This window comes from Caulobacter sp. SRI_008, assembly GCF_057586355.1.
Genome location: NZ_JBYCZS010000010.1, coordinates 158593 through 184002, shown reverse-complemented (window position 1 = coordinate 184002; position 25410 = coordinate 158593). Strand labels below are relative to the sequence as shown.

Below are 25410 nucleotides of genomic sequence, written 5' to 3'. Positions count from 1 at the left end.
TCCCTACATACGATGCGCCCCTAAAGCAGCGCGCGGCAAGCGATGGCAGGCGCGTGGCGGCTGAAGATTGTGCGCTGCCGCCAAGCGCGGCCCTACTGCACCGGCCGCGCCACGGGCATCGAGACGATCCGCCACACCCCGTTCCACTGCTCCACGTCGGCCACAACGACGGCGGTTGCGCGCTGGCCCGCCGCCCAGCCTCCCGGAGGCGCGCCATAGCAGCCCGTGCTCGCGGACGCCTCCGCGTGGGTAGCCTTCCGCGCCTGGAGCAACACCTGCGCCTCCACCCGGCCGGTTCGGCCTTCCAGCATCTCGCCGGTGACGGTCGCGCGGAGGAGATCGAAGTGCGCCGCGCACAGGCCGCGATCCCCGATGTAGTCGACGAACTGCTTCTGGCGCAGCAGGGGGAGCATCTGCGCCGCGAGCGCCGTCCGGTCGAGCGCGGGCGCCGCAGGCTGTGCCGGGCTGCATGCGCTCGCCAGCAACACGGCTATTCCCATGCCCGCGAGCGGAACGAGATGTGTGCGCATCAGCGTCTCCGTCAGTTGAGGACGCGGTACCCGCGCCCTTCGAGGCAGGTCCCGACCATGGTCCGGTACTTGGCGTCCGCCACGGCCTTGGCGCTCAACCCGCCGGCCGCCGCTGCGGTGCCGGCCGTCATGGCGGCCGGGGCGGCCATCGCCGGCAGCACCGCAAGCGCCGCGCCGCCCGTCATCACGGTGGCGACGCCCACGAGCGCCGCGCCGCCGAGCCCCCACTTCATGGCCTTCTTCTTGGCCTCGGCGCGCCCATGCGTGGACGGGTCCGCTTCGGCGATCGCCGTGCAGGCCGCGTAGTCCTTTTCGTACGCCGCCTGGTTCACGCCCTTATGGTCGATCACGGGCGTCCAGGCTGGCGCGGCGGCCGCAGGCGGCGGAGAGCCCGCAAGGCGCGGCGCGCCGGCAGTGCCCGGCGCGATTGACGCGCAGCCGGCCAGCGCCGTCGCACAGGACAAGAGAATACTCGCCGCATACGCGGCATTCCGACTTTGCATTGGCCCACCCCATAGCTCAGAAGAGCATAGCTAACCGTCCCCATAATGGGGACATCACAGGCGCACCAGTACCAAAGACCGCTTAGCTTGGAAAGCGGCGTTATCTGTATGCAGCGGCCATGGGTAGGTTCACCCGATTACCGGCGGGCTATTGGCCAGATCAAGGCCGCCCGCGAAGCCGCCGGACTGTCGCAGCGCGAGGTCGCGCGCCGGCTCGGGAAGCCGGTGTCGTTCGTGAACAAGATCGAGCTGCTGGAGCGCCGCCTGGACATCGTGGAGTTCGTGGTGCTGGCCCGCGCGATCGGCATCGATCCGCATGCGCTCCTTGACGCCGTGCTGCCCGCGATCTCCGAGCTTCCGGAGTTCTGATCTGCTCTTACGGCGCGACTGCGTTCCGTCTAGCATTTCAGACACCGAGGCCCTCGTGCCGCAGCAACGCTTATCACGCAACGGCTCACATATGATCGGGGGTGCCCTAGATACTCGGCTGAACCAGAACCGATTACCCACCCCAAAGCTCGGGACCAGAACTTTGGATGGCTTATCGAAGCACGCGACCACGGCCGCCATGTCTGATTCGCGGCATTATGCCACTTTATTTTCACACCGAAAAGCTGTGGATAGCAGGCAAATGAGCTACACGCTTAGGTGTATATTCTAAATGTAGGGCATGTACCTTCACACAAACCACTAGATGTGGTTTATAAGATCGCAATGGTAGGAATCATCGACGATGCCTCGGCGCGTTGCAGAGGGTAGACATCTCAAAAAACGGAGATTAGGTTTACCCTTGTCGATAAAGTTGCGCCCGCCAGGAGCAGCTTTGTCGGCCGTCCTAGCGGGCGCCCCGCATCAGTCCACTTTGTAGGTGGCGCTAATGGGTTTAGTCGCGGTTGAAGGCGGGGGCGAACATAGCCCCAAACCATCCAACCACGGCGATCGTAATGACGTAGGTCATTTCGCCTCTCCTTGTCCTGAATCAAGCCACGGACAGCGAGAAGGCCTGCGTTACGTTGGTCGGCTCTCGTAAAGCCAACCAACAGAAGGCCGCCCCAACTGGGGCGGCCTTATCTGCGTTCATGCCCACAGATAGCTCGCCCTTTTGATGGCTCCGCTACATATCGCTGAAATTCGTTAACATGTCCAGATGACGCTTGCGCTCCAAGCGGCAATTCTGCGTACTACCGAACTCAACCTAAGCGGACTGACAATTGCCTACTCCCCGATCGGACAAGGGCCTGCGCCACGCGGTTCGCACCGACGAAGACGTTTTCGTGCCGAAGCCAGAAGACGAAAAAGTTGCGCCAGATTCTCTCCGCTTCGTCCTAGGGGCCTGTCGAAGGACATTCGGGAAGCAGGAGGCGACCGCAAAGGGCGTCAACCAGACCGTCTTCGCTGAAATTCTCACGAAATGTTGGCCCACGCGACGCCTTCAGACCCAAGGCTTTAGCCGAGGGAGCATCTCGAAAATCGAGAGCGGAAAGGCGAAGATCCAGTACGATCAACTCGAAGCCTATGGCCGCTCCCTTGACGTCCCTGCTGGACTTCTCCTCCTGATTTCCAGAGCTCGCTCAGAGCATGAAGGAGGCGGCCCTGTAGCTGTGACAGACCTCCTCGACCGTCTCGAACGAGCGATAGCCTTTATGCGGGGACGCGCTGCCCAGACCGGCATCAACTCGGTCAACGACGTATTCGAGGTATTGACCTCGTACCGACTAGGGGACCCCAGCGACACAGCCCAGCTTGGTGACAGAACCACTACACATGGGCCGCCAAATAGAGCTTCACGCGAGCCGGAACGCTGATCCTGCCCGTCTCCCACTCGTAGACGGCCGTTCCGGACACGCCGAGGCGCGCCCCGAGCGCTGCCTGGCTCAACCCCTGCGCCTTGCGCCAGCGCCGCAGCAGCGCGCCAGGGCTTCCATCGTGCCAGCGCACCATGTCGGGCCGGACCGACCGCAGATGTACGGGTCCTGGCAAATGCGGAAAGGGGAACGCAACCTGCCCGCTGGATCAAGGGACACCTCCAGACCCTGGCGGTTCATCTGCGCGGTCCCGCCGTTCGCCGGCCGCGCGTGGCCCTGGCGCTGTTCCTCACGCTCGTTTTATCGCTGGCCTCGACGCACCTGCACGCGCCGATCTTCGCCGGCGCGATCCTGATGCTCGCGCTTGACCTGCTGCCCGACGGCCAGGCCGCGATCGACGGCGCGGGCCTGGTGCTCTTCTTCTATGCGTGGGGCGCTTCGGCCATCGCCGCGGTCGTCGGTCGCCGCCGCGCGGGCGGCCGGGCCAAGTGGCTCGACCTGCTGGGCCTGCCCCTGATCTGGCTGGCCCAAGGCTGGGCCGGCTGCCACGCGCTGGTCCAGTTCGTCCTGCGTCCGCACCACTGGGACAAGACCCCGCATGCGCCTCGGGCTGGACGACGCTTGGGCTGAGCGCGTATGGCGTGGCCATGCACCCGACCATCGCCGCCTCTCCCATCGTCATGCGCACCGCCGGCTGGGCCGACTACGCCCTGCTCGACAGCGGGCGCGGCAAGAAGCTGGAGCGCTACGGCCGCTACACCGTCGTCCGCCCCGAGCCGCAGTGCTTCTGGGAGCCGCGCCTGCCCGCCCAGGCCTGGGACGAGGCCGACGCCGTGTTCGACCCGTCCGACGAGGACGAGGCCGGCCGCTGGCGCTTTCACGGCAAGCCGATCGAGAAGTTCGACCTGGCCTGGGGCGAGGCGAAGTTCCACGGCCAGTTCACGCCGTTCCGCCACCTGGCCTTCTTCCCCGAGCAGGCCGCCAACTGGGCCTGGCAGGACGAGCGCGTGCGCGCCTTCGTCAAGGCCCGCGGCCGCCAGCCCCGGATCCTCAACCTGTTTGGCTATACCGGCGTGGCCAGCCTGGTCTGCGCCGCCGCCGGCGCCCACGTCACCCACGTCGACGCCTCCAAGAAGTCGGTCGGCTTCGCGCGCGAGAACGCCGCCTTCGCCGGCCTCGCCGAAAAGCCGATCCGCTGGATCGTCGAGGACGCCCGCCGCTTCGTCGCCCGCGAGGTGCGCCGCGGCAACGTCTATGACGGCATCATCCTGGACCCGCCGAAGTTCGGCCGCGGCCCCGACGGCGAGGTCTGGCGCCTGTTCGAGGACCTGCCGGCCCTGACCGCCGACTGCGCCCAGCTGCTGGCCGAAGACGCCGACTTCCTGCTGATGAACGCCTATGCCGCCCGCGTCTCGGGCGCGGCGATGTCGGGCCTGCTGGCCCAGGCGCTGGAAGGCCGAGCCGGCGTCATCGACTGGGGCGAGCTGTCCCTCGTGGAAGACAAGGGCGACCGCCAGATCGGCCTGTCCTTCTTCGCCCGCTGGTCGTCGGAGGCCTGAGCGACATGAGCACCGTCAAGACCGTCACCTCCCTGACCAACGCCACGGTCAAGGCCGTCCGCGCCCTGCACATGCGCAAGGAGCGCGAGGACAGCGGCCTGTTCCTGGCCGAGGGCCTGAAGATCGTCATCGAGGCGATCGACTGCGGCCACGCGCCGAAGATCCTGATGTACGGCCCCGACGCGGCAGACCACCCGATGCTGCAGAAGGCCGCCAAGGCCTGCGCCGCCGCCGGCGGCGAAGTCATCGAGGTCAACCGCGAGATCCTCGAGAAGGTCTCCCGCCGCGACAACCCGCAAGCGGTCGTCGGGGTGTTCCGCCAAGTCTACACGCCGCTGTCGGCCATCGTGCCGCAAAGCGCCGACTGCTGGGTGGCCCTGCAGGCCGTCCGCGATCCGGGCAACCTCGGCACCATCATCCGCACGGCCGACGCGGCCGGCGCCGGCGGGGTGATCCTGGTGGGCGACTGCGTCGACCCCTATTCGGTCGAAGGCGTGCGGGCGACCATGGGCTCGGTCTTCGCCGTCAAGATCGCCAAGGCCAGCGTGCAGGAGTTCCTGGCCTGGCGCGAGGACTGGCCCGGCAGCGTGGTCGGCACCCTGCTGACCGCCACCGTCGACCACAAGAGCGCCGACTACGTGAAGCCGTCGCTGATCTTGATGGGCAACGAGCAGCAGGGCCTGCCGCCCGAACTCGCCGCCGCCTGCGACGTCAACGTCAAGATCCCCATGCGCGGCCGCGCCGACAGCCTGAACCTGTCGGTGGCCACCGGGATCATGATCTACACGGTGACGGGCTAGCCGCTTCGCGGCCCCCTCCGGCCCTCCGGGCCACCTCCCCCAGAGGGGGAGGATCTACGCCGCGCAAATGCTCCCCCTCTGGGGGAGCTGTCGGCGAAGCCGACTGAGGGGGCCGCGAAGCGGACACTCCCCCTTGCGCGACACCACGCCGCACACCATTTCCCCGCCTCGCCGCGGGAACGCTCGGGCCACCTTCGCCGCTCTCCCAAACGTGAAGCCGATTTCGACGGCGCCCCTGTGTTAAAGCGGCGCAGTCGGGCGGCGGCCTCTTCCAAAGCCGCCGCTTTTCCATATCTAATTCATGAAGGCGGGTGATTTGCCCGCCGGGAGAAAGCGGTCGATGGCCGAGCGAAAGCAAGGCGGACAAAATAACGGCGCGGGCTCTTCGGTCGTCACGGAAGTGAAGCCGAAGACGCAGAAGCCCTCGCTGTATCGCGTACTGATCCTTAACGACGACTACACCCCTATGGAGTTCGTCGTTTACGTGCTCGAACGGTTCTTCAACAAGTCGCGCGAAGACGCGACTAGGATTATGTTGCACGTTCACCAGAACGGTGTCGGGGTCTGCGGCGTTTTCACTTACGAAGTCGCCGAGACCAAGGTCGCCCAAGTGATCGACTCAGCCCGCAGACATCAGCACCCGCTGCAGTGCACCATGGAAAAGGATTGAGGAGCCTCCCCTTGCCCTCTTTTTCGCGTCCTCTCGAAGAATCCCTCCACCGCGCGGTGGCTTACGCCAACCAGCGAAAGCACGAATACGCCACGCTCGAACACCTGCTGCTGTCGCTCACCGACGATGACGACGCGGCTGGGGTCATGCGAGCCTGCGACGTGGACCTGACCGCTCTCAAGAAGAGCCTGGTCAATTATCTCGACGTCGAGCTCTCGTCCCTGGTGGTCGACGACGAAGAAGACGCCAAGCCCACGGCGGGCTTCCAGCGCGTCATTCAGCGCGCCGTCATCCACGTCCAGTCGTCCGGCCGCGAGGAAGTCACCGGGGCCAACGTCCTGGTCGCCATCTTCTCCGAACGCGAGAGCCACGCCGCCTACTTCCTGCAGGAGCAGGACATGACGCGGTACGACGCGGTGAACTTCATCGCCCACGGCATCGCCAAGAAGGCCGGCGCTTCCGAGCCCAAGGCCGCCAAGGGCGCGACCGCGGTCGAGGAAGACCAGGAAAAGCCCAACACCAAGACCGGCGGCGAGGCCCTTGAGGCCTATTGCGTCGACCTCAACGAAAAGGCCCGTCAGGGCAAGGTCGACCCGCTGATCGGCCGCGCGAACGAAGTGGAACGCGCGATCCAGATCCTGTGCCGCCGCACCAAGAACAACCCGCTGCTCGTCGGCGACCCCGGGGTCGGCAAGACCGCCATCGCCGAAGGCCTGGCGCGCAAGATCATCACCCACCAGGTCCCCGAAGTCCTGGCGGAAGCCACCATCTACTCGCTCGACATGGGCGCGCTGCTGGCCGGCACCCGCTATCGCGGCGACTTCGAGGAACGCGTCAAGCAGGTGGTCAAGGAACTCGAGAACCACCCCAACGCGGTGCTGTTCATCGACGAGATCCACACCGTCATCGGCGCCGGCGCCACCAGCGGCGGGGCCATGGACGCCTCCAACCTGCTGAAGCCGGCCCTGGCCTCGGGCACCCTGCGCTGCATGGGCTCGACCACCTACAAGGAGTTCCGTCAGCACTTCGAGAAGGATCGGGCCCTGGTCCGTCGCTTCCAGAAGATCGACGTCAACGAGCCGACGGTGGAAGACACCATCAAGATCCTCAAGGGCCTGAAGACCTACTACGAGGACTTCCACAAGCTGAAGTACACCGCCGAGGCCCTGAAGGTCGCGGTGGAGCTGTCGGCCAAGTACATCACCGACCGCAAGCTGCCCGACAAGGCGATCGACGTGATCGACGAGGCGGGCGCGGGCCAGATGCTGCTGCCGGAAAGCCGTCGCAAGAAGATGATCGGCGTCAAGGAGATCGAGGCCGTCGTGGCCAAGATCGCCCGCATCCCGCCGAAGTCGGTCAGCAAGTCGGACACCGAGGCCCTCAAGGAACTCGAGGCCGACCTGAAGCGCGCCGTGTTCGGCCAGGACGAGGCTATCCTGCAGCTGTCCTCGGCCATGAAGCTGGCGCGAGCGGGCCTGCGCGATCCGAACAAGCCGATCGGCTCCTATCTGTTCAGCGGCCCCACCGGCGTCGGCAAGACCGAAGCCGCCAAGCAGCTGGCCTTGACGCTCGGCATCGAGATGATCCGCTTCGACATGTCGGAGTACATGGAGCGCCATACCGTGAGCCGCCTGATCGGCGCCCCTCCCGGCTATGTCGGCTACGACCAGGGCGGCCAGCTGACCGACGCCGTCGATCAGCACCCGCACGCGGTCGTCCTGCTCGACGAGATCGAGAAGGCCCATAGCGACATCTACAACATCCTGCTGCAGGTCATGGACCACGGCACCCTGACCGACTCCAACGGCAAGAAGGTCGACTTCCGCAACGTGGTCCTGATCATGACCACCAACGCGGGCGCCTCCGACGCCCAGCGGCAGTCGATCGGTTTCGGCCGCTCCAAGGTCGAAGGCGAGGAAGAGGCCGCCCTCAAGCGCCTGTTCACGCCGGAGTTCCGCAACCGCCTGGACGCGACGGTGGCCTTCAAGCCGCTGACGCCGGAGATCATCCGCCAGGTCGTGCAGAAGTTCGTGATGCAGCTGGAGGCGCAACTGGCCGACCGCAACATCACGATCGAGCTCTCCGACGACGCCGCCGACTGGCTGGCCAAGAACGGCTTCGACGAGCTCTACGGCGCTCGTCCGCTGGCCCGGGTCATCCAGGAGCACATCAAGAAGCCGCTGGCCGACGACATCCTGTTCGGCCGCCTGATCCGCGGGGGCCACGTCAAGGTGGTGCTCGAGAACGGCAAGATCGGCTTCGAGATCGAAAGCGCCTCGGAAGGCAAGTCCGGCAAGTCGGACGACGCCGAGGAGCCGGCGCTGGCCGAATAAGGTCAGGCGTCGCTTGAATACGGAAAAGGCCCGGAGCGATCCGGGCCTTTTTCTTTATCTGAGGTGGCGCGCGCCCAGCGTGGTGAGCAGCCGCAAGGCCCGCTCCTCGTCGAGGCCGGCGGGCGTGAAGTGCTCCAGCCCCACCTCGGACAGGGCCGAGGCGTCCTCCGCCTCCAGCCGCCGCTGGCCCATGTTCCAGTCGCGGAACAACCGCCGCTCGGCCGGGCCGTCGGCGATCAGCACGATCTCGTCGTGGCGCGGGTCGCGGCCGATGCGCGCGAAGGCCTCGGCGACGGTCTGGCCCGGCCCCTCCAGCACCTGCAGGAACCGTCCCTCCCCGGCCGCCAGAAAGCCGGTGATGTCGTCGACGCGGTTGTTCTGGATCGACCTGGCGACCACGGCGCGCAGGGTTTCGTCCAACTGTTCGGGATGGGCGGCCCGGCTCGCATAGACCAGGCGATAGAGGCCGCGCCGGGCCAGGATATCGGTCATTCACGGTCCTCGGCCGCTACTGAAGCTCAGGCCGGAGGGTTAAGACGCGGAACCGTTAAAAGGTTCATTCGGCTCACGCGCCGGCTGTAGACAAAACGGGAACAAACGCGTAGCGTGAGGACATGAGCACCGTCCCCTTCGACACCCTGAGCGCCTCGAAGCGCCTGCGCGAAGCAGGGGTCGCTGAAGGTACGGCCGAGGCGATCGTGGAACTGATCCAGCAGACGACGATGCTTCCCGACATCTCCGAATTGGCGACGCGCTCGGAGCTGCAGGCCGTGAAGGCCGAGCTGAAAAGCGACATCGCCCTCACCGAGGCCCGCATCCGCGCCGACCTCAGCGAGAAGATTCGCCTTCAGGGCTGGGCCCTGCTGGGCGGCATGGCCGTGCTGGTGTCGATCTCCACCGCCCTGATCAAGCTGCTGCCCTAGCCAGTCAGCCTTAGGGGCTCAGCCCTGGCCACGCTCGCGGATGGCCTTCACTTCGCGCCAGATGCGGAACAGGTACTCCACGCTCGCCGCGCCGCCGATGAAGCCGATCGAGTAGCCGAGGCTATTCAGGAAGGTCGAGATCGACTGGCTGAGCGGCGCCAGGGCCGAGCCCTGCTGAAGCGCCGAGATCACGCCGATCAGTTGCACGATGTCGCCGGACAGGCTGACGATCGCCGCGGCGGCGACAATGCGGGTCACCGGATGCAGGCGACCGAAGAAACCCGCCACGCGGTCGGCCGGAGCGTTCAGAGCGTCGGACACGTCGTCTCTCCCTGCGCGCCCAGGGCCCGCAACTGATGATAGGTTCGGGCAAGGAACTCGACCCAGGCCGCGCCCGCGACGCTGGCGACGATCGCGCCCAGCCGCAGCAATCCATCGCCCAGCCACCGGGCAAGCCAGGCCTGCAGGAAACCGATATCGGCCGGACCGATCGACGGCATGCGCGTCGCCTCGCCGGCCGCGTAGGCGACACCAACGAAATAACCGGCCAGCACGACCAGTTGCAAACCGGCCGCCCCCAGCAGGATCCAGGTGATCGGATGAAGTTTCATAGAGCCCCCGCGCCTCCTATGCAGGCGTTCGCGCGGGCTCGCAACTTCAGGCTTCAGAGCGCCGCGGCGATCTTCGCGGCCAATGCCTTCAGCTCTTCGGCGTCGGCCATGCCTTCGCCGTGACGGCCCAGCGCCTGGCCCTCGTAGCGGGGGATGACATGGAAGTGCAGGTGGAACACCGTCTGGCCGGCCGGGGCGCCGTTGAACTGGGTGACGACGACGCCGTCGGGCTCCAGGGCCTGCGTCACCGCCCGGGTCGCCTTCTGCACCGCGCCGATCAGCCGCCCCAGGGTCTTGGGCTCGGCCTCCAGCACGTTGCGCGCCTTCGAGGTCTTGGAGATCACCAGCAGGTGGCCCGGCGACTGCGGGAAGGCGTCCATGAAGGCCAGGACCTCGTCGTCCTCGAACACCTTCACGCTCGGGATCTCGCCGCGAACGATCTTGGCGAAGATGTTGTCCGGGTCGTAGGTTCCGTGAAGGCTCATGACCGTCTCCATTGCGTGGGACAGGTCCTAGCAAACCACGAGGGGGGCGCAAGCGTGGGCAAGACCGACGAGGCAGGCCAGGGCCTGACCGACCGCCAGAAGAAGTGGTTCGCCTCGGTGCAGGCCAGCCTTGAGCGCGACACCGGCAAGACCCTCGCAGAGTGGGTCGAGATCGTTCGCCGCGACTGCAAGGAGACCAGACCCAAGGCCCGCGTCGACTGGCTGAAGGCCAATTACGGCCTGGGCGTCAATCGCTGCGCCCACATCCTGGGCGAGGCCTTCCCGTCGGAACTGGGCTGGGACGACGCGAGCGGCCTGCGCGCAGCGCTGTGGACCGACCCGGCCTCGACGGCGATCCTGGAGGCGATCGAGGCGGCCGTGGCCGACTTCCCAGGCCTCGTCAGCGGTCAGCGCAAGAGCTTCACCGCCTGGTCCGCCAAGGTGCAGTTCGCCGCCGCCAAGCCGGTGAAGGGCGGAACCGTCTCCCTGGGCCTGGCCCTGACGCCAGACGCCTCCCCTCGCCTGGCCGAGCCGAAGAACGAGAGCTGGTCCGAGCGGCTGAAGGCCAAGCTGGCCCTCGCCTCCCCGGCCGAGGTCGACGACGAGGTCGCGGCCCTGCTGAAAGCGGCCTGGGACCGCTCCTGAACGGGAACGCGGGAGGCCACAGCCACGTTTTTGACGGCGGGAGGACAAGAGCCATGTCCAAGGAAGCCGATCTCACCGCCAAGTTCTGGAGAGCCCTCAAGAACGACCGCACCGTGATGCTGGGACTGCCCGACGTCGAGGGCGGCCACAGCCAGCCGATGACCGTCCTGATGGACGGCGATCACAGCGGACCGATGTGGATCTTCACCTCGGCCGACAGCGACCTCGTCGCCGCCCTGCCCCACGAGCGCGACGCGGTGATGCACTTCTCGTCCAAGGGCCACGATCTCTTCGCCCAGATCGACGGCCATCTGCGCATCGACACCGACTTCACCACCGTCGAGCGCCTCTGGAACCCGTTCATCGCCGCCTGGTTCGACGGCATGGACGACCCGAAGCTGCGGCTGCTGCGCTTCGAGCCCGAACACGCCCGCATTTGGCTGAACGAGAACAGCCTGTTCGCCGGCATGCGCCTGATGCTCGGCCGCGATCCCAAGCGCGACTACCGCGACAAGGTCGCCGAGGTCGTGCTGCACTAGTCCGGATCGACGTCAATTGCCCGCCCCCCATCCGTCTTTCCCCGCGAAGGCGGGGATCCAAACTGACGTTCCGGAGGAGGCGCGGCAGCAGGTCATCCGTCGGCTCGGCTTGGATCCCCGCCTTCGCGGGGATGCTCGGTGGAAATGGGCTCTAGCTTCTGAAAGCCGATCCGCCGAGCGCTTCAGCGCGCCTCGCGGAACGGCGAATATTCCTCGGTGAGCGCCTCGATCTCCTGCGCCACCGCCTCGCGCTCGCGCTCCAGATAGCGCGCCACCGGCTCGCGCAGGGCCGGGTCGGCGATCCAGTGCGCCGAGTAGACGGCGCTGGGCAGATAGCCGCGGGCGATCTTGTGCTGCCCCTGGGCGCCGGCCTCGACGCGCGGCAGGCCCAGCCGGATCGCGTGCTCGATGGCCTGGTAGTAGCAGAGCTCGAAATGCAGGAACGGCACGTCCTCGGTGCAGCCCCAGTGGCGGCCATAGAGGCAGTCGCGGCCGATCAGGTTCAGGGCCCCGGCGAGCCACGGCCCGCCCGGCCGTCGCGCCAGGATCAGCAGCACCTTGTCGGCCAGCCGCTCGTGCAGCAGCGAAAAGAACCGCCGGTTCAGATAGGGCCGCCCCCACTTGCGGGCGCCGGTGTCCATGTAGAAGCCGAAGAAGGCGTCCCAGTGCTCCGCCTTCAGCGCGTCGCCGGACAGGGCCACGATCTCCAGCCCGTCCTGGGCGTCGCGCCGCTCGCGGCGGATGGTCTTGCGGCGATTGGACGACAGGGCCGCAAGGAAGTCGTCAAAGGTCGCGTAGCCGGCGTTTTCCCAATGATACTGCTGGTCCTGCCGGCGCAGCAGGCCGCGATCGCCCATCCAGTCCCACTCGTCGGCCGTCGGGAAGGTCACGTGCAGCGACGAGGCCTTCAGGCGGTCGCACAGGGTCAGCGCCCCGCCCAGCAGGGCCGAGCGCGCCTCGTCGGGATCGACGTCGGGCCGCGCGATCAGCCGCGGCCCGGTCACCGGCGAGAACGGCGCCGAGCACTGGAGCTTGGGATAGTAGTCGCCTCCCGCCCGCTCGTAGGCGTCGGCCCAGACGTGGTCGAAGACGTATTCGCCCTGGCTGTGGTTCTTCAGATAGAGCGGCATCACCCCGCCGATGGCGCCATCCACGTCGGCGACGCTGACGTGATGCGGCGCCCAGCCGGTGCGGTCGCTGGCGCAGCCGCTCTCTTCGAGGATGTCGAGGAAGTCAAAGCTGACGAAGGGGTCGCCGGACGGACCGGCGCAGGCGTCCCAGGCTTCCTTGCCGATATCGGCGATGCGGCGGTGGATGCGCACCTCCGCCTTAAGCGAACTCACGCCGTGAAGCCCTCGAAGATCAGGTTGTCGCAATGGTCGGAGACGGCGTCCCACTGTTCCTGGGAGCGCACCGTCCAGGCGATGATCGGCATGCCCTTGCCCCGGAACACGTCGGCGCGCGCGCTCGGCAGCATGTCGAGGCCCAGGGCCAGGAAATCGGGCCGCGCCAGCTCCACCTGCTCCAGCGCCGCCAGCGACTTGCGCAGCTCCGGCGCCAGCTTGCGGGCGTTGTCGTCGTTCCAGCCGTAGGAATCCAGACCCCGCAGGATCTGCGGATGATGGTCGGCGAACCAGGCATGCGAATAGGGATTGAAGCCGATCACCGCGATCGGACCGTTGTGATCGATCAGGATCTCGGAGACCTTCTTTTCCAGTTCCCCCACTTCGCCGAACGGGGTCTTCAGCTCGATATAGACCATGGCCCGGTGGCCGATCACCGCCAGGGCGTCGGCCAGGGTCGGGATGGTCTCGTCGGTGCCCGACAGCTTCAGCGCCCCCAGCTCGGCGGCGGTGTGGTCGCGCAGGCGGCCCTCGGCGCCGGTCAGCCGCTCCAGGCGATCGTCGTGGAAGACCACCGCCTGTCCGTCGGCCGTCAACTGCACGTCCAGCTCGATGGCGTAGTCCTTGGCGCAGGCGGCCTGGAAGGCGGCCAGGGAGTTCTCCGGCGCGCCGCCAGGCGTCCACAGTCCGCGATGGGCCACGGGCGGATCGAACAGGCGCTCCCACGCCTCGCCGAACACCTCGGTCCCGGGACGCGAACGGGCGCGCATCAGAAGACCTCCACCACGGCGTCGACCTCGACGGCGAAGCCCAGCGGCAGCTTGTAGACGCCGACGGCCGAGCGGGCGTGACGGCCGGCGTCGCCGAACACCTCGACCATCAGGTCCGAGGCGCCGTTGATCACCTTGGGAATGTCGATGAAGTCCGGGCCGGCCTGCACGAAGCCGCCCAGCTTGACGATGCGGGCCACCTTGTCGAGGTCGCCGGTCGCGGCCTTGATCTGGGCCAGCAGGTTGATCCCGCAAAGGCGGGCGGCCTTCTGGGCGGTCTCCAGGTCGACGTCGACCCCGACCGTGCCCTTAATGCCGCCCGAAGCGTCGAGCGAGATCTGGCCGGAGATGTGGACGAGATTGCCCGACCGCACGAACGGCACGTAGTTGGCCACCGGCGCCACCGGTTCCGGCAGCGTGATCCCGAGACCCGCCAGACGCTCTTCCACCTTCGACATTCAAACGCTCCCTTACCGAGTGCGCATGCTTAGCAAGGGGCAGCCTTCGCACAAGAAAAAAGGCCCGGACGCACCGTCCGGGCCAAAGGGCGCAAGAAAAAAGGCCCGGACGCGAGGTCCGGGCCGAAAGGCTGGGTAGATCTGCGAAACGGCCCGCAAGCGTGGCCGTTCCGAATTGGGTTTGGTTAGCGAGCGGCCTGGAACTTCTCGACCGTGGCGGTGACGCGCTCGTTCAGCGGCTTCACCGAGTCCTTGATCGAGGCCGAGACGATCTCCGAGGCCTTGCTGACCTGGGCGATGTAGGCTTCCAGGGCCGACTTGGCCCAGGCGGTCTGCAGCTCGACGGCTTCCTGCACGCTCTTGGCCGAAGCCAGGGCCTTGGCGGCGGCGACTTGATCCTCGGCGGCCTTCTTCGAGTAGGCGAAGGCTTCGGCGCCCAGGGCTTCGGCGCCCTTGGTCGCGGCGGTCACCGAGGCGACGACGGCTTCGAGGTTCTTCTTCGAATGGGTGTTGGCCTCGGCCAGGGCGGCGAGCGACTTGTCGACGCCGTCCTTGAACGCTTGGTTGCCGGCGGAGGTGTATTGCTCGACGGTGCTCTTCAGGGTCTCGGTGACGGCCATGGGGAAGGCTCCTGGGCAGGTGGCGGGGCACGGGTTCGAGCGACGGGAGGAATGAGACGTTCCGCAGCCCTGCCCCATGCGTTGGGACGACATGGTTTTCTCATGTTGCAGTGCAGCAGTCAAACGTTTTTGTGCAGCGCACCATAACCTAGGGTGAAGCTGCTCCGTGCGCTGAGTTCCCGCATGGCGCGAACGCGACGCAGCGATGAACCAACAGAGGCGAAGCGTTGCCGCAACGCCCAAGTTTTATCTCATTCTGCGGCGAAATCGCTCACCAGTTGTTTACTTTGGCGTAAGGCGACAACGCGCATGCTAGGTTCACGCGTGTGGCGGTGCGGAACCGCTCAGTTCAAATGACGGACGTTTGTCGCATGTTCGCCAAGCTTAACTCCGCCCGTAGCCTCCTCGTCGCCGTCGGCTTCGCCGCGGCCGCGCTGGTCGGCGTCGCTGCTCCCACCGTCGCTTCGGCCCAGATCCCGTACCTGCAGCTCAACGCCGCGGAACCCAAGTACGCGGCCATCGTGATCGACGCCAATTCGGGCGAAGTCCTTTACGACAAGCGCGCCGACAGCCCCCGCTATCCGGCGTCGGTCACCAAGGTGATGACGCTGTACCTCACCTTCGAGGCGCTCAGCGAAGGCCGCCTGAAGCTGACCGACCGCGTGCCGATCTCGCCGCGCGCCGCCGCCCAGGCTCCGACCAAGATGGGCCTGCGCCCCGGCGACAGCCTCAGCGTCGACGAGGCGATTCGCGCCATGGCCGTGAAGTCGGCCAACGACATCGCCACCGCCATGGCCGAGAAGCTGGCCGGCAGCGAAAGCCGCTTCGCCGCCCTGATGACCCTGCGCGGTCAGGAACTGGGCATGCGCAACAGCCGCTTCGTCAACGCCTCGGGCTTGCCCGACAGCCGCCAGATCAGCACCGCCCGCGACCTGGCCATCCTGTCGCGCGCCACCATGCGCGACTTCCCGCAGTACTATTCCTACTTCAGCCTCAAGGGCTTCGAGTTCCGCGGCAACTATGTGCGCGGCCACAACCGCCTGCTCAACAGCATGGACGGCTTCGACGGCCTGAAGACCGGCTACACCAATGCGTCCGGTTACAATCTCGCCGGCTCGGCCGTGCGCGACGGCCGCCGCCTGATCGCCGTGGTCCTGGGCGGCTCCTCGACCGCCTGGCGCGACAACAACATGGAAGACCTGCTGACCACGGGCTTCGACGTGCTCAAGCGCCGCTCGCACGGCGAGCGCACCACCATCGCCGCCAACCTCTATGAAGACGAGCCGACCGGCCCGATCATGCGCCCCTCCTCGGAAGAGGGCGACGGCGACCAGGCCGGCCTGAAGATCGTCCTGACCGACAACCCCAAGCCCGTCCCGGTGAAGGTCTCCCCCACCCTCAAGGCCGCCAAGGACGCCGCCAAGCCGGCGCCGAAGAAGGTCAAGGGCGAGTGGAGCGTCCAGGTCGGCGCCTTCCAGTCCAAGAGCCTGGCCAACAAGCAGCTGGGCTTGGTGCGCGACCGCTTCGCCAAGGCCGTGGCCGACGCCGAAGGCGCCGTGGTCGGCGCCGCCGGCGGGGCCTTCCGCGCCCAGTTCCAGGGCATGACCGCCGAGGCCGCCCGCGCAGCCTGCTCGGCCATCACCGCCAAGCGCCAGCCCTGCATGGTCATCGCTCCGCGCTGATCGCCGGCTCTTTGAGCTCAATTCGAAAAGCCGGCAGCCTCACGGTTGCCGGCTTTTTCATTGCGCTTGAACGGGTCGCCCCCTCCTCCGAGCATCCCCGCGAAGGCGGGGACCCAAGCAGAGTCAGCGGGTCTGTCGCCGAGCGCGCTTCATCCTGAAAGTCAGCTTGGATCCCCGCCTTCGCGGGGATTGAACGGTGATGGGTGCGCAGAGGTCCTGGCGCCAAAGCCCCTCACCGCCCCTTGAGCAGCCGATCCCGCGCCGCGTTGAGCTGCGCCGCCAGCCCCGCCGTGCCGCCCTTGTCGGGATGGGCCAGGCGGATCAGCCGGGCGTAGGCGGCCTGGATTTCTTCGGCGCCGGCCTGGGCGTCGACGCCCAGGATCGAGCGCGCCTCGCTGGCCGACAGCTGCGCCTTGCCCGGCTCGGCCACCTTGCGGATCACCGGACGCTGGCGGGCCGAAGTGGCGCACCACAGGCCCAGCACGCACAGCGCCAGGGTCGCCGGCCACTGGCTGCGCACGCCGGCATAGGCCGCCGCGGCGAAGGCCGCGGCCGAGGCCACGCCCGCGCCGACGCGCCAGCCCTCGCCGGCCAGCAGCGGCTTGCGCTTGCCCCACAGCAGCCAGGCGACGACCACGCCGCCGAGGATCAGATAGAAGAGCATCAGCGGTCCCGCCGCCGCCCCAATGACTTATTGGGCGGCGAGCAGAGTTTCGCCCGAGAACGCCGCCAGGCCAAGCGAGTGCATCAGCGCCCGCAGTTCCTGACGCGCGGCCAGGTGCTGCAGCGACACCGGCACCGGACGCACCTGGGTCGACAGGTCGGCGATGGTCAGGCCGAACGGGAACAGCTCGCGATAGATCACGCGATCGCGCAGGCCGGGGCCCATGCGGAAGCCGACCCGCTTGGCCAGGGCCGTCAGGCGGTCTTCCAGGCGCTTGCGGTTACGGGCCTCGGTGGTGGCCAGGCGGTTGCGCAGCACCACCCAGTCCAGCGGCTGGCGCTGGCCGGCCATGGCGCGGGCCTTACGGGCCTCCCACACCGTCTGGGAATAGAGGCTGGGCTTCTGCAGCTCCATGGTCACCGGATCGACGTGACCCAGCATGTCGAAATCGACGAAGCTGTCGTTCATCGGGGTGACGATCAGGTCGGCCAGGCCATGGGCCATGCGGGTGATCTGGGTGTCGCCGCCGGGGGTGTCGATCAGCACGAAGTCGGCGACCTCGCGCGCGGCCAGGAACGCCTTCTCGAACGCGGCGACCTGTTCGGCCTCCGAGGCCGCGGCCAGGGCGATGTCGTTGTCGCTGAGACGGAAGGTCTGCGGCATCGGCAGCTTGATGTCGTTGCCGGCCAGCCAGGCCACGCGGTTCTCGCAGAACCGCATGCTGGTGCACTGGCGCAGGTCCAGGTCCATGATCGCGACCCGGGCGCCGCCGTACAGCAGCGACGTCATCAGGTGCATGGCGATGGTCGACTTGCCGGCGCCGCCCTTTTCGTTGCCGACGACGATCACGCGCGTTTCGGCCATTGGCTTCATCCTTCGTTCCGCCCGACTCGGCGAATCTAACCAAAATCTTAACGCGCATGAAGCGCCCTGCACGCCATCAGCGTCAATCTTGTGGCGCCCGGCGTCCACAGACTCCGCGTCGCAGGTGGACCGACTGTCCCAGATCGGCCATAAGCCGCCCCGTCCGAACGCTTGTTTTTGCGTTGCAGCAGAGTTCCGCCATGACCCGCATCGTCCGCACCGTCGCCGAACTGCGCCAGCAAGTCCGCGCCTGGAAGGCCGCCGGCGAGCAGGTGGGCCTGATCCCGACCATGGGCGCGCTGCACGAAGGCCACCTGTCGCTGATCCGTCTGGCGCAGACCAAGGTCCAGCGCACCGTGGCCAGCGTCTTCGTCAATCCCAAGCAGTTCGCCCCGCACGAGGACTTCGACGCCTATCCGCGCGGCGAGGCCCGCGACGCCGAGCTCCTGGAAACCGTCGGCTGCGACCTGCTGTTCGCGCCGGGCGGGGCCGAGATGTACCCGGAAGGCTTCGCGACCAGCATCAACCTGACCGGCGTGTCCGAGCCGCTGGAAGGCGCCGCCCGCCCGCAGTTCTTCGGCGGCGTCGCCACCGTGGTCACCAAGCTGCTGATCCAGGCGGAACCGGACATCGCCGTCTTCGGCGAGAAGGACTACCAGCAGCTCCAGGTCATCCGCCGCGTCACCCGCGACCTCGACCTGCCCGTCGAGATCGTCGGCGCCCCCACGGCCCGCGCCGAGGACGGCCTGGCCCTCTCCTCGCGCAACGCCTACCTGTCGCCCGAGGAACGCGCCGCGGCCGTCGCCCTGCCGAACGCCATGAAGGCCGCCATCGCCGCCGTCCAGGCCGGTGAGCGGGTCGAGGCCGCCGAGGCCGCCGGCAAGGCCGCCCTGGCCGCCGCCGGTTTCCGCCAGATCGACTATTTCGACTTCCGCGACGCCGACGACCTGTCGCGCCTGGGTCCGGACGCCCTTAACGGCGCAAAGGCCCGCCTGCTGGCCGCCGCCTGGCTTGGCAAAACCCGCCTGATCGACAACATGGCCGCCTAGCCGCCGCCGGGGAGCTCCAGCCATGCTGCTCCTCGACTTCGTCCTGCGCGGCGGCGGCTCGGCGCTCCTGGCGTTGATCGCCCTTGTCCTGCTGCGCGACCGCAGAGGGTCTGACCTCGCCCGCCTCAGCGCCGCCTTCGCCTGCGGCGTCATCGTGCACGTCTGGCGGACCGCGCCGGGCTTCTCGGCGCTCGATCCCCGGATCGCCATCCCCGTCATCGCCGTGACGACCGGCAACACCCTGCTGTTCTGGTTGCTGGCGCGGCGGACCTTCGACGACGGGTTCGCCCCCCGCCCATGGCACGGCGCCGTATGGGGTCTGATCGTGCTGCTGCAGGTCGCCAACCAGCTGGGCGCGGGCTCCCAGGTCCTCGGCCCGCTGCTGACTGTCCAGGCGCCGGCCTTCGCCGCCCTCGCCCTGATCCAGACCGTGCGCACCTGGCGCGACGACCTGATGGAGCGCCGCCGCCGGCTGCGGGTGTTCGTCGTCCTGGCCTGCGCGGCCTACATCCTGGCCAGCGCCGTCCCCGACCTCGGCGGCGCGCGGCCCGACGCCCCCGGCCTCGGCAACCTCTTCGGCGCGATCACCTTGCTGGCCGCCAGCCTGATCGTGGCGGCGGGCCTGCTGCGCCTCGCGCCCGAGAGCGAGCCCTCCAGGCCGCCCACCGCCCCGCCCCTGCCCGACGCCGCCGAGGACGCCCTGCTGGGCCGGTTGCGCCGGGTGATGGACGAGGAGCGCCCGCATCGCGACGAGCGCCTCACGGTGGCCAAGCTGGCCGCGCGGCTGTCCGTGCCCGACTACCGCCTGCGCCGGCTGATCAACCAGCGGCTCGGCCACGCCAACTTCCAGGCCTTCGTCAACGGTTACCGTCTGGCCGAGGCCAAGGCCGCCCTGGCCGATCCAGGCCAGACGCAGGTTCCGATCCTGACCATCGCCTTGGACGCCGGCTTCGGCTCGCTGGCCCCGTTCAACCGCGCCTTCAAGGCGCAGGCCGGCGTGACGCCCGGCGCCTATCGCAAGGCGGCGGCCGATCGGATTTCGAAATCCGACGAGCCATAGCCGCCGACCACCCCCTTCATCGCCGCCTCTTCCACCGGAGCCGACGATGACCACCGCCCCGATCGACAAGCCGACCCTCTGCGCCGCCGCCGTGCTGGCCATGTGCGCGACCACCTTCAGCCACGAGGCCCTCGGCCACGCCGGCGCCTGCCTGGCCTCGGGCGCGGCGGTCGAGCATCTGAGCTCGGCGATCTTCCGATGCGCACGACCCTCCCCCCTGGTCGACGCGGCGGGACCGGTCGCCAACCTCGTCGTCGGGGCCCTGGCCTGGTCGGCGGCGAGCCGTGTCCGCACGCCCGCTCCACGGCTGCTGCTGGCCCTGGTCGGCGCGTTCAGCTGGTTCTGGGAGGGCGGCTACGCGCTCAAGGCCATGGTTCTGCGGGACGGCGACCTCTATTTCGGCCTCGCTGGCGCCTTGGGGGCGGTTCCTGTCGCGGTGCGCGTTCTGGCGGCGACGATGGGGATCGGCCTCTATGTCGTGACGCTGCGCCTGGCCCGTTCGATGCTCGGCGACGGAACGGCCAGGACGGCCTGGCTGGCGGCGACGCTCGCGGCCCTGCTGGCCGCCCTGGCGAGCACGCGCGACCTTGGTCCGGGCCTGCGTGACGCGGGCCTGGAGATCGGCCTGGCCTCGGCGCCGTTGATCTGGATCGGTGGGAACGCCGCGTCCCGGGGTCTCGCCCGAGACCGCTCGCTGATCGTCGCCGCGATCCTCGTCTTCGCGGCGTTCGTGCTGACCTTGGGCCGGGGGCTGCCCTGGCCCGGCTAGACCTTCACCGCCAGGGCGACCCCGACGGCGATCACCATCGCCAGGAACAGCAGACCCATGCCGAGCGCCACGTAAGCCAGCCGCATCTTCGCTCTCCTCACAAGACCGAGGACCGAGCGTCGCACCCTTGGGTTGACGAGACGCTAAGCGCTCACCAGGCGCCGAGTTCGCGCAGCTGCCGCGCCAGTTCCGGCGGCATGTCGGCGGCCTCGCCCTCGGTCAGGTCCGGCGGGGCGTCTTCCGGCTTGAGATAGCGCCAGCCCTGGAAGGCCCGACGCGGCTGGGGCGCGACGCGGACGATGTTAGGATCCACCGTCACTTCGCAACGCGCCGCCTGGCCCTCGCCCACGGTATCGATGGCCAGGATGGTCTGGCGGCACAGCACCTGGCCCTTGAACACCCGATAGAGCGAGCCGCCGTCGAGGATCTCGTCGATGCGCTTGGGCGTCATCCGGGTGTGCATCACCCACGGATGACCTTCCTCGTGCCAGGCGAGAAGGTCGTCGATGGTGTCGCAGCCGACGACCAGCTTGATCATGTGCAGAGCCATGAGGCCGATGTAGCGCGTCGCGGTCGCGGCGCAAGCGGAAGCCTCGGACGCCCTCCGCTCCACACCCGTAAAATCCCCGCGAAAGCGGGGACCCAGGTGTTTTATCGTCGAGCGCCAAGCCTTTCAGAAAAAGCCTGGGTCCCCGCTTTCGCGGGGATTTTACGGAGTTTGAGAGCCGGTCAGGCCGACGCCTCCAGCCGCGCCAGCACCACGCCCTCGGCCACCTGGCCGCCGGCCACGGCCGAAAGCTCGCCCACCACGCCGTCGAACGGCGCGGCCAAGGCGTGCTCCATCTTCATGGCCTCGAGCACCATCAGGGTCTGGCCCTTGGTCACGGACTGGCCGGCCGCGACCGCCACCGACACCACCTTGCCCGGCATCGGCGAGAGGATCGCCCCATCCGAGGCTGCGCCATGGGCGCCGCCGCCGACCTTCGGCGCGAAGTCGAACTCGCGCACGTCGCCGCCCTCGAACACATAGAGCGGATCGCGGCCGTAGACGCCGGGCAGCACGTCGACGTCGTCCAGCGCCCGGCCGTCCTCGACGGTGATGTCCCACGACCAGTCGTCGCCCGCGCCCGCAACCAGGCCGACCCGCAGCGGAACCTTGGCCCCGTCCACGGTCAGCGGCAGGGCCATGGCCGCGCGCGGGGCGTTCATCCGGAAGCCCTGCAGGCGTGACGGCGCGCTGGCCCAGGGATCGGCCTTGGGCTGGTCGGCGGCCATGAAACCTTCGAGCCGCTGGCCGATCGCGGCCAGGGTCGGGGCGTCGCTGAACGTCCGCTCGGTGAGTTCCTCCAGTCGCGCGGCGATGAAGCCGGTGTCGATCGCGCCCTCGACGAAGTCGGGATGGCTGGCGCAGGCGGCCAGGAAGGCGGCGTTGGTTTTCACGGGATAGACCTCGACCAGCTTGCAGGCCTCGGCCAGGCGATGGGCGGCGTCCTGGCGATCGACGCCGTGGGCGATCAGCTTGGCGATCATCGGATCGTAGAAGGCCGTGACCTCGCCGCCCTCCTCCACCGCGCTGTCGACGCGCACGTCGCCTTCGGGCAGGCGGAAGTGCTTCAGCGGCCCGGTCGAGGGCAGGAAGCCGGTGGCCGGGTTCTCGGCGTAGAGGCGGGCCTCCATGGCCCAGCCCTGCAGCTCGATCTCGTCCTGGGCCAGAGGCAGCGGCTCGCCGGAAGCGACCAAAAGCTGCCATTCGACCAGGTCCTGGCCGGTGACCATCTCGGTGACAGGATGCTCCACCTGCAGGCGGGTGTTCATCTCCATGAACCAGATGCGATCGGCGCGCAGGCCCTCGCTGGCGTCGGCGATGAACTCCACCGTGCCGGCGCCGACATAGCCGACGGCCTTGGCCGCCAGCACCGCCGCGCCGCACACGGCCTCGCGGGTCTCCTCGTCCATGCCGGGGGCCGGAGCCTCCTCGATGACCTTCTGGTGGCGGCGCTGCAGCGAGCAGTCGCGCTCGAACAGGTGCACCACGTCACCGAACTGGTCGCCGAACACCTGCACCTCGATGTGGCGCGGTCGGGTGACGTATTTCTCCAGCAGCACGCGGTCGTCACCGAAGCTGGCGGCGGCCTCGCGGCGGCACGAACCCAGGGCCTCGGCGAAGTCCTCGGCGCGATCGACCTTGCGCATGCCCTTGCCGCCGCCGCCGGCCACGGCCTTGATCAGCACGGGGAAACCGATGGCGGCCGCTTCCTTCGAAAGGCGCGCCTCGCTCTGGTCGTCGCCCAGATAGCCGGGCGTGGTCGGCACGCCAGCTTGGATCATGAGCTTCTTGGCGGCGTCCTTCAGGCCCATGGCGCGGATGGCCGACGGCGGCGGGCCGATCCACACCAGGCCCGCGTCGATCACCGCCTGGGCGAAGTCGGCGTTCTCGGACAGGAAGCCGTAACCGGGATGGATCGCCTCGGCGCCGGTCTGGCGGGCGGCGGCCAGGATCTTCTCGGGGACGAGATAGCTTTCGCGAGCGGGCGAGCCGCCGATCAGGATGGCCATGTCGGCCTCCATCACGAACGGGGCGTGGGTGTCGGCCTCCGAGTGGACGGCGATGGTGCGCACGCCCATCTCGCGCGCGGTGCGGATGATCCGGCGCGCGATCTCGCCGCGATTGGCGATCAGGACCGACTCGATCAACGCATTCCTCCTCGGGACGAGGCTCTTTGCGGAGAGCCTCCATCGCATGTTTCGTTGTTGGCCGACGTTTATGCCCGAAAAGGCCGCCACACCAGCACGACCTTTGCCGAAGGCCCTGCGTTCCCCGCCAGCTTGCCCCCTGCCCTCGCCGTTGCAAAGCGCCGCCGGAACCGAACGACGCCGCCACTCCTCCCAAGCGAGATCGCTCGACGAATCCACAATCCCCGGCTACACGCCGCCGGCCCGATCTTCGGGCTCGAAATGGGGGTACTCTTGAAGTTCATCGTAGCCGTCGCCGCCCTGGCGGCGGCTTGCTTCGTCGCGTCTTCGGCTCAAGCCGGCGCATGGATGGTCGAACTGAACGGCGCCAAGGCCGACGATCTCACGGGCGCCGAATTGGGGGTCGGCTATAACTGGACCAAGAACAAATTCCGGCTGACTCCGATCGTCGGCGGACTGATCTATCAGGACGACGACAGTCGCTACCGCAGCGAGACCCTCAACAACGGCAATACGATCTGCCGGGATCGCCAGACCGGTTACTTCGCCGACAAGGATCGCTGCAGCCCCGAGATCAAGCCTTACGGCAAGCTCGAAGGCGCCTATCAGGTGACCTCGAAGCTGGAGTTCGGCGCCGGCGTGCGGGTCAGTGACGAAGTGGCGCCGTATGGCCTGATCGGAGCGCGCCTGACCGACCGCGTCACGATCAAAGGCTTCGGCGGTAAGGACTACTATGGTCTGGGTCTGACCGCGTCCTTCTGAAGGCCAAGGTTCGGGGGCTTTCCTTGAGAAGGCTCCCGAATGGGGTTGGGAGCATTGCGATGGGGGCGGACATCCCCCTAGATCACCCCGCCAGTGAATTCGCGCAGGAGCCCTGATGCCCGTCGATCGTTCGCGCCGGGCCCTGGCCCTCGGCGCCGCCGCCCTGGCCATCGCGCCGGCGGCCCAGGCGGAAGCCACCCCCGCGCCGATGCTGCGCCTGCCGAACATGCCGCTGCACGACCCGTTCATGGTCGCCGACCAGCAGGCCGGGCTCTACCGGCTCTACACGTCGAACATCCCTCGCCTCAGCGGAACGCCGGGCCTGGGCACGATGATGTATGTCAGCCGCGACCTGCTGGACTGGGAGAAGCCGAAGACGGTGTTCACGGCCCCGACCGACGCCTGGTTCAAGGGCGGCGCCTGGGCGCCGGAAGTCCACTTCTGGAAGGGCCGCTGGTTCCTCTTCACCACCTTCCACGACGAGGCCGCCGCCCTGCAGGCTGTCGGCAAGCGCAGGCCCTACCGGCGCGGCACGATCCTGGCGGTCGCCGACCGTCCCGAAGGTCCCTTCACGGTCGTGCGGGGCGGTGAGCCGGTCGCGCCCAAAGACCTCATGACCCTGGACGGCACGCTCTACGTCGCCCCGGACGGACAGCCCTGGTACGTCTATTCGCGCGAATGGCTGCAGGTCGGCGACGGCGCCATCGAGGCCCTGCCCCTGAGCGACGACCTCGCCGCCGCCGGCCCGCCGATCACACTGTTCACCGCTAGCCAGGCGCCCTGGGCCGACGGCAAGCGACAGCCCGAAGGCGATCTGGCCTATGTCACCGACGGCCCGCAGCTCTTCACGACCAAGACCGGCCAGTTGCTGATGCTGTGGTCCAGCTATGACCGGAACGGCTACGTCCAGTCCCAGGCTCGGTCGACGACGGGCAGGATCGAGGGGCCGTGGGAGCAACTGCCGCCGCTGGTCCGCCACGACAGCGGCCACGGCATGCCGTTCCGCTGCTTCGACGGCCAGCTGATGATGATCGTCCACCGGCCGTTCAAGAACGCCCGCGGCAAGCTCTACGAAATGCGCGACGCGGGGGATCGGCTGGAGATCGTGAGGCAGCGGATCGACTTGGATGGCGATGCGCGAGAAATCGTGGGGTAGGCCCCTTTCCCCCTCATCGTCATCCCGGAAACGGCGAAGCCGTTATCCGGGACCCAGGGGGACTGGACTCTGCGGGTCGATCAAGCGCCCAGGCGACTGCCGACACGGTGCGGCCG

Annotated in this window: 30 protein-coding genes; 15 read left to right on the top strand and 15 right to left on the bottom strand. The window is 68.0% G+C overall.

Annotated features, from left to right (window positions below):
* Window positions 1-92 precede the first annotated feature (92 nt).
* Entirely contained in the window at window positions 93-530 is a 438-nt protein-coding gene (locus tag AC2YHT_RS11385) for a hypothetical protein (protein WP_487289791.1), read from the bottom strand.
* A gap of 11 nt (window positions 531-541) precedes the next feature.
* Entirely contained in the window at window positions 542-880 is a 339-nt protein-coding gene (locus tag AC2YHT_RS11380; RefSeq protein WP_487289789.1) for a hypothetical protein, read from the bottom strand.
* A gap of 240 nt (window positions 881-1120) precedes the next feature.
* Here AC2YHT_RS11380 and AC2YHT_RS11375 point away from each other — a divergent pair, with 240 nt between their 5' ends.
* The gene (locus AC2YHT_RS11375; protein WP_487289787.1) at window positions 1121-1402 is read left to right on the top strand and encodes a helix-turn-helix domain-containing protein; all 282 of its coding nucleotides are present in this window, start codon (window positions 1121-1123) and stop codon (window positions 1400-1402) included.
* Window positions 1403-2791: 1389 nt separating this feature from the next.
* Here AC2YHT_RS11375 and AC2YHT_RS11370 read toward each other — a convergent pair.
* Window positions 2792-2974 carry a helix-turn-helix domain-containing protein gene (locus AC2YHT_RS11370; protein WP_487289786.1) on the bottom strand — a complete coding sequence of 61 codons (183 nt, stop codon included), beginning with the start codon at window positions 2972-2974 and terminating at the stop codon, window positions 2792-2794.
* A gap of 134 nt (window positions 2975-3108) precedes the next feature.
* Between AC2YHT_RS11370 and AC2YHT_RS11365 the strand changes: the two genes are divergently transcribed.
* The 5 genes from AC2YHT_RS11365 (at window position 3109) to clpA (ending at window position 8200) form a co-directional block, all read left to right on the top strand.
* The gene (locus AC2YHT_RS11365) at window positions 3109-3468 is read left to right on the top strand and encodes a hypothetical protein (RefSeq protein ID WP_487289784.1); all 360 of its coding nucleotides are present in this window, start codon (window positions 3109-3111) and stop codon (window positions 3466-3468) included.
* A gap of 17 nt (window positions 3469-3485) precedes the next feature.
* Window positions 3486-4397: an RsmD family RNA methyltransferase gene (locus tag AC2YHT_RS11360; RefSeq protein WP_110119028.1), complete on the top strand. Its 912-nt coding sequence runs from the start codon at window positions 3486-3488 to the stop codon at window positions 4395-4397.
* Between the two features lie 5 nt (window positions 4398-4402).
* A complete protein-coding gene (locus AC2YHT_RS11355) occupies window positions 4403-5197 on the top strand; it encodes a TrmH family RNA methyltransferase (protein ID WP_487289782.1) in 795 nt (264 codons plus the stop codon).
* A gap of 340 nt (window positions 5198-5537) precedes the next feature.
* The gene (clpS, locus tag AC2YHT_RS11350; RefSeq protein WP_101715544.1) at window positions 5538-5867 is read left to right on the top strand and encodes an ATP-dependent Clp protease adapter ClpS; all 330 of its coding nucleotides are present in this window, start codon (window positions 5538-5540) and stop codon (window positions 5865-5867) included.
* An 11-nt stretch (window positions 5868-5878) separates the two neighbouring features.
* A complete protein-coding gene (gene clpA / locus AC2YHT_RS11345; protein WP_487289780.1) occupies window positions 5879-8200 on the top strand; it encodes an ATP-dependent Clp protease ATP-binding subunit ClpA in 2322 nt (773 codons plus the stop codon).
* A gap of 54 nt (window positions 8201-8254) precedes the next feature.
* Here clpA and AC2YHT_RS11340 read toward each other — a convergent pair whose 3' ends face one another.
* Window positions 8255-8692 (bottom strand): BLUF domain-containing protein, encoded by a 438-nt coding sequence (locus AC2YHT_RS11340; RefSeq protein ID WP_487289778.1) that lies wholly within the window; start codon window positions 8690-8692, stop codon window positions 8255-8257.
* 122 nt (window positions 8693-8814) lie between these two features.
* Here AC2YHT_RS11340 and AC2YHT_RS11335 point away from each other — a divergent pair, with 122 nt between their 5' ends.
* Window positions 8815-9123, top strand: coding sequence for a hypothetical protein (locus tag AC2YHT_RS11335; protein WP_487289777.1), 309 nt, complete (start codon window positions 8815-8817; stop codon window positions 9121-9123).
* An 18-nt stretch (window positions 9124-9141) separates the two neighbouring features.
* Here the strand turns inward: AC2YHT_RS11335 and AC2YHT_RS11330 are convergent, their stop codons facing one another.
* Genes AC2YHT_RS11330 through AC2YHT_RS11320 form a run of 3 tightly spaced genes read right to left on the bottom strand, consistent with a single transcriptional unit; the run spans window position 9142 to window position 10219 of the window.
* Complete coding sequence (locus AC2YHT_RS11330) at window positions 9142-9444, bottom strand: hypothetical protein (protein ID WP_487289776.1); 303 nt, start codon at window positions 9442-9444, stop codon at window positions 9142-9144.
* On the bottom strand, window positions 9429-9734 hold the full coding sequence (locus AC2YHT_RS11325; protein ID WP_487289775.1) for a hypothetical protein: 306 nt from the start codon (window positions 9732-9734) through the stop codon (window positions 9429-9431). Before AC2YHT_RS11325 ends, AC2YHT_RS11330 begins: the two co-directional genes overlap by 16 nt.
* A 53-nt stretch (window positions 9735-9787) precedes the next feature.
* A complete protein-coding gene (locus AC2YHT_RS11320) occupies window positions 9788-10219 on the bottom strand; it encodes an HIT family protein (protein WP_487289774.1) in 432 nt (143 codons plus the stop codon).
* A 54-nt stretch (window positions 10220-10273) separates the two neighbouring features.
* On the opposite strand from AC2YHT_RS11320, the gene AC2YHT_RS11315 reads away from it, so the two are divergent.
* Together AC2YHT_RS11315 and AC2YHT_RS11310 are read left to right on the top strand one after the other, a co-directional pair.
* The gene (locus AC2YHT_RS11315) at window positions 10274-10864 is read left to right on the top strand and encodes a DUF4287 domain-containing protein (protein WP_487289772.1); all 591 of its coding nucleotides are present in this window, start codon (window positions 10274-10276) and stop codon (window positions 10862-10864) included.
* 53 nt (window positions 10865-10917) lie between these two features.
* Window positions 10918-11403 carry a pyridoxamine 5'-phosphate oxidase family protein gene (locus tag AC2YHT_RS11310; RefSeq protein ID WP_487289771.1) on the top strand — a complete coding sequence of 162 codons (486 nt, stop codon included), beginning with the start codon at window positions 10918-10920 and terminating at the stop codon, window positions 11401-11403.
* Between the two features lie 182 nt (window positions 11404-11585).
* On the opposite strand, the gene AC2YHT_RS11305 is transcribed toward AC2YHT_RS11310, so the two are convergent.
* From AC2YHT_RS11305 to AC2YHT_RS11290, 4 genes are all read right to left on the bottom strand, one after another.
* Window positions 11586-12746: a GNAT family N-acetyltransferase gene (locus AC2YHT_RS11305; RefSeq protein ID WP_487289769.1), complete on the bottom strand. Its 1161-nt coding sequence runs from the start codon at window positions 12744-12746 to the stop codon at window positions 11586-11588.
* A complete protein-coding gene (locus AC2YHT_RS11300) occupies window positions 12743-13516 on the bottom strand; it encodes a glycerophosphodiester phosphodiesterase (protein WP_487289767.1) in 774 nt (257 codons plus the stop codon). The genes AC2YHT_RS11305 and AC2YHT_RS11300 overlap by 4 nt, the downstream gene beginning before the upstream one ends.
* Complete coding sequence (locus AC2YHT_RS11295) at window positions 13516-13974, bottom strand: RidA family protein (protein WP_487289766.1); 459 nt, start codon at window positions 13972-13974, stop codon at window positions 13516-13518. The genes AC2YHT_RS11300 and AC2YHT_RS11295 overlap by 1 nt, the downstream gene beginning before the upstream one ends.
* 185 nt (window positions 13975-14159) lie before the next feature.
* On the bottom strand, window positions 14160-14594 hold the full coding sequence (locus AC2YHT_RS11290; protein WP_487289765.1) for a phasin family protein: 435 nt from the start codon (window positions 14592-14594) through the stop codon (window positions 14160-14162).
* Window positions 14595-14965: 371 nt separating this feature from the next.
* Here AC2YHT_RS11290 and AC2YHT_RS11285 point away from each other — a divergent pair, with 371 nt between their 5' ends.
* Entirely contained in the window at window positions 14966-16276 is a 1311-nt protein-coding gene (locus AC2YHT_RS11285; protein ID WP_110119016.1) for a D-alanyl-D-alanine carboxypeptidase family protein, read from the top strand.
* Window positions 16277-16508: 232 nt separating this feature from the next.
* Here the strand turns inward: AC2YHT_RS11285 and AC2YHT_RS11280 are convergent, their stop codons facing one another.
* Complete coding sequence (locus AC2YHT_RS11280; RefSeq protein WP_487289764.1) at window positions 16509-16940, bottom strand: J domain-containing protein; 432 nt, start codon at window positions 16938-16940, stop codon at window positions 16509-16511.
* A 27-nt stretch (window positions 16941-16967) separates the two neighbouring features.
* Complete coding sequence (mipZ, locus tag AC2YHT_RS11275) at window positions 16968-17804, bottom strand: division plane-positioning ATPase MipZ (RefSeq protein ID WP_110119014.1); 837 nt, start codon at window positions 17802-17804, stop codon at window positions 16968-16970.
* Between the two features lie 200 nt (window positions 17805-18004).
* Here mipZ and panC point away from each other — a divergent pair, with 200 nt between their 5' ends.
* The 3 genes from panC to AC2YHT_RS11260 are packed head-to-tail and all read left to right on the top strand — an operon-like array spanning window position 18005 to window position 20682.
* Complete coding sequence (panC, locus tag AC2YHT_RS11270) at window positions 18005-18853, top strand: pantoate--beta-alanine ligase (RefSeq protein WP_487289763.1); 849 nt, start codon at window positions 18005-18007, stop codon at window positions 18851-18853.
* A gap of 22 nt (window positions 18854-18875) precedes the next feature.
* Window positions 18876-19913, top strand: a complete 1038-nt coding sequence (locus AC2YHT_RS11265; protein ID WP_487289762.1) for a helix-turn-helix domain-containing protein — start codon at window positions 18876-18878, stop codon at window positions 19911-19913.
* Window positions 19914-19959: 46 nt separating this feature from the next.
* On the top strand, window positions 19960-20682 hold the full coding sequence (locus AC2YHT_RS11260) for a hypothetical protein (RefSeq protein WP_487289761.1): 723 nt from the start codon (window positions 19960-19962) through the stop codon (window positions 20680-20682).
* Window positions 20683-20833: 151 nt separating this feature from the next.
* On the opposite strand, the gene AC2YHT_RS11255 is transcribed toward AC2YHT_RS11260, so the two are convergent.
* Window positions 20834-21232 carry a DUF1489 family protein gene (locus AC2YHT_RS11255; RefSeq protein ID WP_487289760.1) on the bottom strand — a complete coding sequence of 133 codons (399 nt, stop codon included), beginning with the start codon at window positions 21230-21232 and terminating at the stop codon, window positions 20834-20836.
* 179 nt (window positions 21233-21411) lie between these two features.
* Window positions 21412-23376 (bottom strand): acetyl/propionyl/methylcrotonyl-CoA carboxylase subunit alpha, encoded by a 1965-nt coding sequence (locus tag AC2YHT_RS11250; protein WP_487289758.1) that lies wholly within the window; start codon window positions 23374-23376, stop codon window positions 21412-21414.
* 57 nt (window positions 23377-23433) lie between these two features.
* On the opposite strand from AC2YHT_RS11250, the gene AC2YHT_RS11245 reads away from it, so the two are divergent.
* A complete protein-coding gene (locus AC2YHT_RS11245) occupies window positions 23434-24138 on the top strand; it encodes a hypothetical protein (protein ID WP_487289757.1) in 705 nt (234 codons plus the stop codon).
* 115 nt (window positions 24139-24253) lie between these two features.
* Window positions 24254-25294 carry a glycoside hydrolase family 43 protein gene (locus AC2YHT_RS11240; protein ID WP_487289756.1) on the top strand — a complete coding sequence of 347 codons (1041 nt, stop codon included), beginning with the start codon at window positions 24254-24256 and terminating at the stop codon, window positions 25292-25294.
* Window positions 25295-25410: the final 116 nt, after the last annotated feature.

What these genes read in the sequence shown, in the direction of transcription:
- AC2YHT_RS11280 (WP_487289764.1), bottom strand. Translation starts at nt 16,940, where the DNA reads ATGCTCTTCTATCTGATCCTCGGCGGCGTGGTCGTCGCCTGGCTGCTG.
- panC (WP_487289763.1), top strand. Translation starts at nt 18,005, where the DNA reads ATGACCCGCATCGTCCGCACCGTCGCCGAACTGCGCCAGCAAGTCCGC.
- clpS (WP_101715544.1), top strand. Translation starts at nt 5,538, where the DNA reads ATGGCCGAGCGAAAGCAAGGCGGACAAAATAACGGCGCGGGCTCTTCG.
- AC2YHT_RS11335 (WP_487289777.1), top strand. Translation starts at nt 8,815, where the DNA reads ATGAGCACCGTCCCCTTCGACACCCTGAGCGCCTCGAAGCGCCTGCGC.
- AC2YHT_RS11355 (WP_487289782.1), top strand. Translation starts at nt 4,403, where the DNA reads ATGAGCACCGTCAAGACCGTCACCTCCCTGACCAACGCCACGGTCAAG.
- AC2YHT_RS11290 (WP_487289765.1), bottom strand. Translation starts at nt 14,594, where the DNA reads ATGGCCGTCACCGAGACCCTGAAGAGCACCGTCGAGCAATACACCTCC.
- AC2YHT_RS11370 (WP_487289786.1), bottom strand. Translation starts at nt 2,974, where the DNA reads ATGGTGCGCTGGCACGATGGAAGCCCTGGCGCGCTGCTGCGGCGCTGG.
- AC2YHT_RS11240 (WP_487289756.1), top strand. Translation starts at nt 24,254, where the DNA reads ATGCCCGTCGATCGTTCGCGCCGGGCCCTGGCCCTCGGCGCCGCCGCC.
- AC2YHT_RS11385 (WP_487289791.1), bottom strand. Translation starts at nt 530, where the DNA reads ATGCGCACACATCTCGTTCCGCTCGCGGGCATGGGAATAGCCGTGTTG.
- AC2YHT_RS11285 (WP_110119016.1), top strand. Translation starts at nt 14,966, where the DNA reads ATGTTCGCCAAGCTTAACTCCGCCCGTAGCCTCCTCGTCGCCGTCGGC.
- AC2YHT_RS11340 (WP_487289778.1), bottom strand. Translation starts at nt 8,692, where the DNA reads ATGACCGATATCCTGGCCCGGCGCGGCCTCTATCGCCTGGTCTATGCG.
- AC2YHT_RS11325 (WP_487289775.1), bottom strand. Translation starts at nt 9,734, where the DNA reads ATGAAACTTCATCCGATCACCTGGATCCTGCTGGGGGCGGCCGGTTTG.
- AC2YHT_RS11260 (WP_487289761.1), top strand. Translation starts at nt 19,960, where the DNA reads ATGACCACCGCCCCGATCGACAAGCCGACCCTCTGCGCCGCCGCCGTG.
- AC2YHT_RS11265 (WP_487289762.1), top strand. Translation starts at nt 18,876, where the DNA reads ATGCTGCTCCTCGACTTCGTCCTGCGCGGCGGCGGCTCGGCGCTCCTG.
- AC2YHT_RS11310 (WP_487289771.1), top strand. Translation starts at nt 10,918, where the DNA reads ATGTCCAAGGAAGCCGATCTCACCGCCAAGTTCTGGAGAGCCCTCAAG.
- mipZ (WP_110119014.1), bottom strand. Translation starts at nt 17,804, where the DNA reads ATGGCCGAAACGCGCGTGATCGTCGTCGGCAACGAAAAGGGCGGCGCC.
- AC2YHT_RS11320 (WP_487289774.1), bottom strand. Translation starts at nt 10,219, where the DNA reads ATGAGCCTTCACGGAACCTACGACCCGGACAACATCTTCGCCAAGATC.
- AC2YHT_RS11255 (WP_487289760.1), bottom strand. Translation starts at nt 21,232, where the DNA reads ATGGCTCTGCACATGATCAAGCTGGTCGTCGGCTGCGACACCATCGAC.
- AC2YHT_RS11295 (WP_487289766.1), bottom strand. Translation starts at nt 13,974, where the DNA reads ATGTCGAAGGTGGAAGAGCGTCTGGCGGGTCTCGGGATCACGCTGCCG.
- AC2YHT_RS11360 (WP_110119028.1), top strand. Translation starts at nt 3,486, where the DNA reads ATGCACCCGACCATCGCCGCCTCTCCCATCGTCATGCGCACCGCCGGC.
- AC2YHT_RS11300 (WP_487289767.1), bottom strand. Translation starts at nt 13,516, where the DNA reads ATGCGCGCCCGTTCGCGTCCCGGGACCGAGGTGTTCGGCGAGGCGTGG.